The sequence below is a fragment of the Mycobacterium asiaticum DSM 44297 genome (genome assembly GCF_000613245.1).
GTDB classification, from domain to species: Bacteria; Actinomycetota; Actinomycetes; order Mycobacteriales; family Mycobacteriaceae; genus Mycobacterium; species Mycobacterium asiaticum.
Genome location: NZ_HG964938.1, coordinates 923,975 through 932,152, shown reverse-complemented (window position 1 = coordinate 932,152; position 8,178 = coordinate 923,975). Strand labels below are relative to the sequence as shown.

Genomic DNA, 8,178 nt, shown 5'->3' with positions numbered 1-8,178 from the left:
GGCGGGGCCGGCGGTGTCCCGGGCCTGCCGCTGGGCACTGGAACCGGTGGCGCGGGCGGGCCGGGCGGCACCAAAGGCGTGATCTTCGGCGCAGACGGCCTGCCCGGACCGAACGGATGACGCGAAATATGGAGCCGCCTAGGAGAATCGAACTCCTGACCTATTCATTACGAGTGAATCGCTCTACCGACTGAGCTAAGGCGGCGGTACCCGATAGTGGGCGGCACGAGTCTACGGCAGGCGGCCCATCGCACCCAACTCCGGCGACTCAGCGCAGTTCCTGGCCGATGGTGGCGACCATCGCGTCGACGGCGAACTTGGGTTTGACGTTGATCGCCAACGCCTCCCGGCATTCCAGCACGGCTTCGATGCAGCGCAGCAGCCGCTCGGGGCTGGCGTGCCCGGCCAGCGAGCTCACCCGCTCGGCCATGTCCGGGTGGTTGGCCCGAACCTGGCCCGCGTCCGCCGACACCACCAGTGCATCCCGGAAATAAGTGGCCAGGTCGATCAGCGCACGGTCCAGAGCGTCGCGCGAAGCCCTGGTCTGGCGGGACTTCTGCCGCCGCTCCAGATCCTTGATCGCACCGGCGGCCCCCCGCATCGCCCCGGCAGCACCTTTACCGGTGCCGCCGGCTCCCAGCGCCGTCCGTAACTCCTCGGTCTCCGCTTCGGCGCGCCCGGCGGTCAATGCCACCGCCTCGGCTTCGGCGGCGGTCACCAGCTCCTCCGCGGCGGCGTACGCCCGGGCGGGCCGCACGGCGTCGCGGACCAGCTCCAACGCCTGCTCTCGTCGCTGGCGGGCGTCGGAGTCGGTGGCCAGCCGGCGGGCGCGGCCGACATGGCCACCACTGACCGACGCCGCCCAGTTCGCCACGTCGGCGTCCAGCCGGTCACCGTCGATGAGCACCCGAGCGATGGCCTCGGTGGGCGGTGTCACGAGTGCGACGTGCCGGCACCGGGACCGCAGCGTGATCGCGATGTCCTCCGGATCCACCGAGGGGGCGCACAGCAGGAAGACGGTTGACGGCGGCGGCTCCTCGACGACCTTCAGCAACGCATTGGCCGCACCTTCGGTCAAGCGGTCGGCGTCCTCGATGACCACGATCTGGTGGCGCCCCGTGGTCGGCCGACGGGACGCGATCTGCACGATGCCCCGCATCTCGTCGACGCCGATCGACAGGCCCTCGGGGATGACCCGTCGGACGTCGGCATGGGTGCCGGCCATGGTGGTGGTACACGCTCGGCACTCGCCACACCCCGGCGGGCCGTCGGAGGTGCACTGCAAGGCCGCCGCGAAGCACAGCGCGGCAACCGACCGCCCGGACCCCGGCGGGCCGGTAATCAGCCAGGCATGTGTCATATTCCCGTCGCCGGTGGGGCTGTGAGACGCATCACCGCGTGCGGATCTGGCCGCGGCGAGCAGCTCGGCCTCGACCACCTCCTGGCCTACCAGCCGCGTAAACACTCCCGTCATCACCGGCAACATTAGTGAGCACCACCGACGGATACCGATCAGCGTCCGTTTCGCGACATTTCCGTGATCTTTCGCCGTCTTTCGGCACTTCGCGCAACTTGCCGGAGCACCTTTTTGTTACCGACGAGTCCCCCCCGACCGATACGGTGGGTTCGTGACCACGGCAGCAACACTTCCCGGACGAATCAGTGGATTCGTCCGGTGGGTCGTGCGCACGCCGTGGCCGGTGTTCTCGCTGAGCATGCTGCAGGCCGACATCATCGGCGGCCTGTTCGTGCTCGGGTTCCTGCGCTACGGCCTACCCCCGCACGACCGCATCCAGTTACAGGATTTGCCGACCCTAAATGTCGCGATCTTCATCGCGACGGTCATCTTCCTTTTCCTGGCCGGCTTTGCCTGGAACCTGAAATTGCTGGTGCCGGTCTTCCGCTGGCAGCGCCGCGACAACCTGCTCGTGGAAGCCGACCCGTCCACCACCGAACTGGCCCGTACCCGCGCCTTGCGGATGCCGTTCTACCGCACCCTGACCAGCGCGTTCGCCTGGGCCATCGGCAGTGCGGTGTTCGTGGTCGCCAGCTGGTCGGTGGCGCGGCACGCGGCGCCGGTCGTGGTGGTGGCCAACGCGCTGGGTGCCACGGCGACGGGGATCATCGGCTACCTGCAGTCCGAGCGGGTGCTGCGGCCGGTGGCGGTCGCAGCCCTGCGCAGCGGCGTGCCGGAGAACGTGAAGGCGCCCGGCGTCATTCTGCGGTTGATGCTGACGTGGGTGCTGTCCACGGCCGTGCCCCTATTGGCCATCGTCCTGGCGGTCGTATCAGACAAGATTGCGCTGCTGCATGCTCCGGCGCAGAGCCTGTTCAATCCCATCCTGTTGTTGGCGCTGGCCGCGCTGGGCATCGGGGCGGCCAGCACGCTGCTGGTGTCGATGTCGATCGCCGACCCACTACGTCAGCTGCGTTGGGCGCTGTCCGAAGTCCAGCGGGGTAACTACAACGCGCACATGCAGATCTACGACGCCAGCGAGCTGGGCCTGCTGCAGTCGGGTTTCAACGACATGGTGCGTGACCTCTCGGAGCGGCAGCGGCTTCGCGACCTGTTCGGCCGCTACGTGGGTGAGGACGTCGCCCGGCGGGCCCTCGAGCGGGGCACCGAACTGGGCGGGCAGGAACGCGACGTCGCGGTGCTCTTCGTGGATCTGGTGGGTTCCACCCAGCTGGCCGCGACCAGGCCGCCGGCCGAGGTCGTGAGCCTGCTCAACGAGTTCTTCCGGGTGGTGGTGGACACCGTCGGCCGCTACGGCGGGTTCGTCAACAAGTTCCAGGGCGACGCGGCGCTGGCGATCTTCGGCGCGCCGATCGAGCATCCTGACGGTGCCGGTGCGGCGCTGGCGGCTGCACGTGCCCTGCACGACGAGCTGATCCCGGTGCTCGGATCCGCCGAGTTCGGCATCGGGGTGTCAGCCGGTCGAGCCATCGCCGGCCACATCGGCGCCCAGGCGCGCTTCGAGTACACCGTCATCGGCGACCCGGTCAACGAGGCCGCCCGGCTGACCGAGCTGGCCAAGCTCGAGGAAGGCCACGTACTGGCCTCGGCGATCGCGGTCAGCGGCGCGCTGGACGCCGAGGCACTGTGCTGGGACGTGGGCGAAGTGGTTGAACTGCGCGGTCGCACCGCGCCCACCCAGCTGGCCCGCCCGCTGAATCTCGCCGCGCCGGAAAGCGTGAGCCGGGAAGCTGAAAAGGCTTCCAGCAAAGCCAATTAGCCGTCGACAAAGGTGACGGTCTCGGCCAGCGGGGCCCGACCGGTGCGCTCCTGGATCTCGGTGTCGTCCTCGTACCCGATCGACAGGCCGCAGAACAGGATGAGCCCGTCGGGCGGCGAGAGCACATCCGCGACGGTCGTGCGATACACCGACCACGCCATCTGCGGGCAGCTATGCAACCCTTCGGCCCGAAGCAGCAACATGACGGTCTGCAGATACATTCCGACGTCCGCCCACTGGGGCCGGCCCAGGTCGCGGTCGATGTAGCAGAACAGCGCAGCGGGTGCGCCGAAACAGTCCCAGTTGGCCACGGCGGCGCGCTGCCGCCCCTCGGTGTCGTCACGCGAAATGCCCAGGGCGCGATAGCGTTGCTCACCGAAGGCGGCCCGGCGCTCGCGGTAGGGCGCCTTCAGCGCCGCCGGGTACATCTCGTACTCCCGCTCGTCCCAGGCATCGCCGATGGCGATGCGCTCGGCGGCGCGCTTCTTGATCTCCGCCAGCGGTGCACCGGTGGCCACATAACAATTCCAGGGCTGGATGTTCGAACCCGAAGGCGACCAGGCCGCCGCCGACAGGACACGCTCCAGCACTTCCCTCGACACCGGCCGGTCCGAGAACTGGCGCACCGCCCGTCGACTCTGCACTGCCTCGTATACGTCCATGGCCGCCTCCTCGTAACTCGTCCTACGACCATAGTATCGTTTGATACTGTTTCATCCAATACTAGTGTGAGGGACAGAACAGTGACTAATCCGAAGCGGTCAGCCGGGTGAGCAGCTCCGTGAGCTGCTCGGGCTCCCCCGGACCAAACCCGGCAATCAGGCGCGCGGCCAACGGCGCCGCGGCCACATGCGCGGCGTCGAAGAGTTGCACACCCTCCGGGGTGATCTCCACCGCCCTAGCCCGACGGTCGCCCGGAACCGGCTTGCGCACGGCCAGGCCTTTGCGCTCCAGGTCGTCGACCACCCGCATGATTCCGGCCTTGTCCGAACCCGTCGCTTCCACCAGGTCCTGCTGCCGGGTCGGCCCACGGTCGACCAGCACGATCAGCACGGCGAAGTGCCGCAACTCGATGCCCAGAGGGCGCAGCGCCTCGGACATCACCGCTGCTGCGTGCCAATGCGCCCGGCGCAGCAGCAATCCGAGGGCGAATGGAGAGGCGTCCCCGCTGCGCCCGGTGGCACGTGGAACGTCGGCGGGCACGGGCCAACAATATCGGTCGATACGGTATCGATCGACTAGCTGCGCTTGGCCGCCTTCTTGACCGGTGCCTTCTTGGCCGTCGTCTTGCGGGCGGTCTTTTTCGCGGTCCGCTTCACCGGTCCGCGGGCACGACGATCCGCCAGCAGTTCGGATGCCCGCTCGTCGGTGATCGACAGCACGTCGTCACCCTTGCGCAGGCTGGCGTTGGTCTCACCGTCGGTGACGTAGGGCCCGAACCGGCCGTCCTTGATCACCATCGGCTTGCCCGACGCCGGGTCGGTACCCAGCTCGCGCAGTGGCGGTGCCGAAGCAGCTTGTCGCCCAGAGCGTTTGGGCTCGGAGTAGATCTTGAGCGCTTCCTCGAGGGTGATGGTGAACATCTGGTCCTCGTTTTGCAACGATCGAGAATCGGTGCCGCGCTTCAAGTATGGGCCGTAGCGCCCGTTCTGCGCGGTGATCTCCTCGCCGGTGGCCGGGTCCACGCCGACGACGCGCGGCAGCGAAAGCAGCTTCAAAGCGTCTTCGAGCGTTACCGTTTGGAGGTCCATGCTGCGCAGCAGCGAACCGGTACGCGGTTTGGGCCCGGTCGGCTTCTTGCCCTTCTTGGCGGGCTCCGCGCTCGGATCGGCGGGCGGTTCCGGCAAGACCTCGGTCACGTACGGCCCGTATCGGCCATCTTTGGCGACGATTTCGTGGCCGGTCGCGGGGTCGACGCCCAGCACACGCCCCTCTTGCGGGGTGGCGAACAGCTCCTCGGCGACCTCGAGGGTCAGCTCGTCGGGGGTCAGGGAATCGTTGAGGTTGGCCCGCTGAGGGGTGGGTTCACCGTTGTCGCCGGTGACCGTGCGTTCCAGATAAGGCCCGTTCTTGCCCACCCGAACATAGACCGGCCGGCCCTGCGCATCGTCAAATAGCTTGATGGAGTTGACTTCTCGCGCGTCGATACCCTCGAGGTTGATGCCGACGAGCTTCTTCAGGCCGCCGGAACGGGCCACCGAATCGGCCACGCCGTGCTCGCCGCCGAAGTAGAAGTTGTTGAGCCAGTTGGTGCGTCGCTCATTTCCGGAAGCGATCGCGTCCAACTCGTCTTCCATTGCGGCGGTGAAGTCGTAGTCGACCAGTCGGCCGAAATGCTGTTCCAGCAAACCAGTTACGGCGAAGGCCACCCAGGACGGCACCAAAGCACTGCCCTTCTTGTGCACGTAGCCGCGGTCCTGAATCGTCTTGATGATCGACGAATACGTCGACGGTCGACCGATCCCCAGCTCTTCAAGCGCCTTGACCAGCGATGCCTCGGTGTAGCGGGCGGGCGGGTTGGTGGAGTGACCGTCCGGGGTGAGCTCGATGGCGTCCAGCCGCTGGCCCTGCGTCAACTGCGGCAACCGGCTTTCGGCGTCATCGGCCTCGCCGCCGGCCAGTTCGTCCACCGTCTCGACGTAGGCCTTGAGGAACCCGGCGAAGGTGATGGTGCGGCCACTCGCCGAGAACACCACGTCCCTTCCGTTGGACTGCCCGTTGATGCGCAGGCTCAGCGTGGTGCCGCGCGCGTCGGCCATCTGCGATGCGACGGTGCGCTGCCAGATCAGTTCGTAGAGCCGGAATTCGTCGCCGTCGAGTTCCCGGCGTACCCCGTCCGGGGTGGCGAAGGTTTCCCCGGCGGGCCGGATCGCCTCGTGGGCTTCCTGGGCGTTCTTCACCTTGCGGGTGTACTGCCGCGGCGACGGCGACACGTACTCGTCACCGTAAAGCTGGCGCGCCTGATTGCGGGCCGCGTTGATGGCCGACGCCGACAACGTGGTCGAGTCGGTACGCATATAGGTGATGTAGCCGTTCTCGTAGAGCCGCTGCGCGATGCTCATGGTGCGCTCGGAGGAGAACCGCAGCTTGCGGCCCGCCTCCTGCTGCAGCGTGGACGTCATGAACGGCGGATACGGACGCCTGGTGTAGGGCTTCTCCTCGACCGACGCCACGGCGAGCTGGGCCCCGCGCAGCCCGGCCGCGATGCCGGTGGCGCCGGCCTCGTCCAGGACGATGACCTCGTCGGCCTTGCGGAGCTGGCCCAAAGAGTCGAAGTCGCGGCCAGTGGCCACGCGCAGGCCGTCCACGTTGGTCAGGCGCGCGGCAAAAGTGGGTGGCTGCGCGCTGGGGTCCGACACGCTGGCATCCAGCCTGGCCAGGATGTCCCAGTAGGACGCGCTGCGGAAGGCCATCCGGTCGCGTTCGCGCTGCACGATGATGCGGGTGGCCACGGACTGCACGCGGCCGGCCGAGAGCTTGGGCGCGACCTTCTTCCACAGCACCGGGCTGACCTCGTAGCCGTACAGCCGGTCCAGGATGCGGCGCGTCTCCTGCGCGTCGACCAGATCGATGTCCAGGTCGCGCGGGTTCTGGGCGGCCTCGAGGATCGCTGGTTCGGTGATCTCGTGGAAGACCATGCGCTTGACCGGAACGCGGGGTTTGAGGGTCTCCATCAGGTGCCAGGCGATCGCCTCGCCCTCGCGGTCGCCATCCGTTGCCAGGTAGAGCTCGTCGACGTCCTTGAGCAGGCCCTTCAGCTCGGTGACGGTGCTCTTCTTCTCGGGACTGATGATGTAGAGCGGTTCGAAGTCCGCGTCGACGTTGACGCCCAGGCGGGCCCACGGCTCCGACTTGAACTTGGCGGGCACGTCGGCCGCGGCCCGCGGCAGGTCGCGGATGTGGCCTCGGGAGGATTCAACGATGTAGTTGGAGCCGAGATAACCGGCGAGTTTGCGCGCCTTGGTGGGCGACTCCACGATCACGAGTCGCCGGGTACTCCCATTAGTAGCCCGCTTCGGGCCGCCGTCAGCCAACTGCGCCTAGCTCCATCTCCTGTATCGGTCCCTGGGCGGAACCGTCCCGCAGGCAAGAATGACACTCGGGTCCTGAAAATTCCGGGCAGTTCCGGTGAAATCCAGGTACACCGCCCGTCCCTTGGGCCCGCGGGCACCTGACAATTTCGCACCATTGGGCGCGCCTACGCAAACCGACCGGCCTGAAACCGGGACCGCCGCACCCGTCAGACACGGGGCCACTGGGCCACCGCCTCGGAGCTGTCCGGGGGGTCTCCCACGTTCTCTACCAGGCGCGATAGTCGCCGGCGACCGCTGATCCGCAGGGCCGGCCGGGCGCCCCGGGTGCCGATCAGAGTGGGTGCGATCCCCACCCGCATCATTGCCGAGGCCAGCGGCGAGTGGGTGTCCGGTGCGTGCGGATCCAGACCCAACAGATATCGCTCCCCCTCCGGGCTGCCCGCGGCCAACGTCCACGCCCGCAGTTCCCGCGGGCCGGGCAGCCAGCGCGGCGGCACCGTCTTCACCGCGCCGCGTGTCCACTCGGCGGCGATCGGGCGCAACAGGGGGTCAACGGCCGTCCGGACCAACGGGGTGTCCTCGTCGGTCCGGGCGAGCTCGGCGACCAGGCCGGCTTCCCGGATCATCTCGGCCAGCGCCTCTGCCCGCCAGGACTCCTCCACGACCACCGAGAGGCGGGCGCCGGAGCCGACGACCACTATCTGGCCGGGCGCGGCCAGCAGCCCACACAAGTCCCCGACCGCGGGCGGGACCGACTCCGCGGCGAAGAAGGAAAGCTGGCTCACGCCACGACAGTAGGCCAGCGACCCGGTCCGCGGCTTGCGCCCATCCGGCGCGGCGTCCCACCTGAGCCGATACCGAACTTGGAAACGAAAACCCCGCCGGAGTCCGTTACCGAAGGCGGTACT

The 8,178-nt window shown here is 68.0% G+C and carries 6 protein-coding genes and 1 tRNA gene; 1 reads left to right on the top strand and 6 read right to left on the bottom strand.

The window, feature by feature from the left end; genetic code table 11:
- Nucleotides 1–129: 129 nt before the first annotated feature.
- A tRNA-Thr gene (locus tag BN972_RS23305) sits at nt 130–205 on the bottom strand.
- 63 nt (nt 206–268) lie between these two features.
- Nucleotides 269–1,474 (bottom strand): DNA polymerase III subunit delta', encoded by a 1,206-nt coding sequence (locus tag BN972_RS23300; RefSeq protein WP_099051212.1) that lies wholly within the window; start codon nt 1,472–1,474, stop codon nt 269–271.
- Nucleotides 1,475–1,628: 154 nt separating this feature from the next.
- Here BN972_RS23300 and BN972_RS23295 point away from each other — a divergent pair, with 154 nt between their 5' ends.
- A complete protein-coding gene (locus BN972_RS23295) occupies nt 1,629–3,236 on the top strand; it encodes an adenylate/guanylate cyclase domain-containing protein (RefSeq protein ID WP_036363029.1) in 1,608 nt (535 codons plus the stop codon).
- Here the strand turns inward: BN972_RS23295 and BN972_RS23290 are convergent.
- The 4 genes from BN972_RS23290 to BN972_RS23275 all read right to left on the bottom strand — a co-directional run bounded on the left by BN972_RS23290 (nt 3,233) and on the right by BN972_RS23275 (nt 8,055).
- Entirely contained in the window at nt 3,233–3,898 is a 666-nt protein-coding gene (locus BN972_RS23290) for a nitroreductase (protein WP_036363026.1), read from the bottom strand. The genes BN972_RS23295 and BN972_RS23290 overlap by 4 nt on opposite strands.
- A gap of 85 nt (nt 3,899–3,983) precedes the next feature.
- Entirely contained in the window at nt 3,984–4,439 is a 456-nt protein-coding gene (locus BN972_RS23285; protein WP_036363024.1) for a MarR family winged helix-turn-helix transcriptional regulator, read from the bottom strand.
- Between the two features lie 35 nt (nt 4,440–4,474).
- Nucleotides 4,475–7,270, bottom strand: coding sequence for a type I DNA topoisomerase (gene topA / locus BN972_RS23280; RefSeq protein ID WP_036363021.1), 2,796 nt, complete (start codon nt 7,268–7,270; stop codon nt 4,475–4,477).
- A 206-nt stretch (nt 7,271–7,476) separates the two neighbouring features.
- Complete coding sequence (locus tag BN972_RS23275; protein ID WP_036363018.1) at nt 7,477–8,055, bottom strand: hypothetical protein; 579 nt, start codon at nt 8,053–8,055, stop codon at nt 7,477–7,479.
- Between the last annotated feature and the right edge of the window lie 123 nt (nt 8,056–8,178).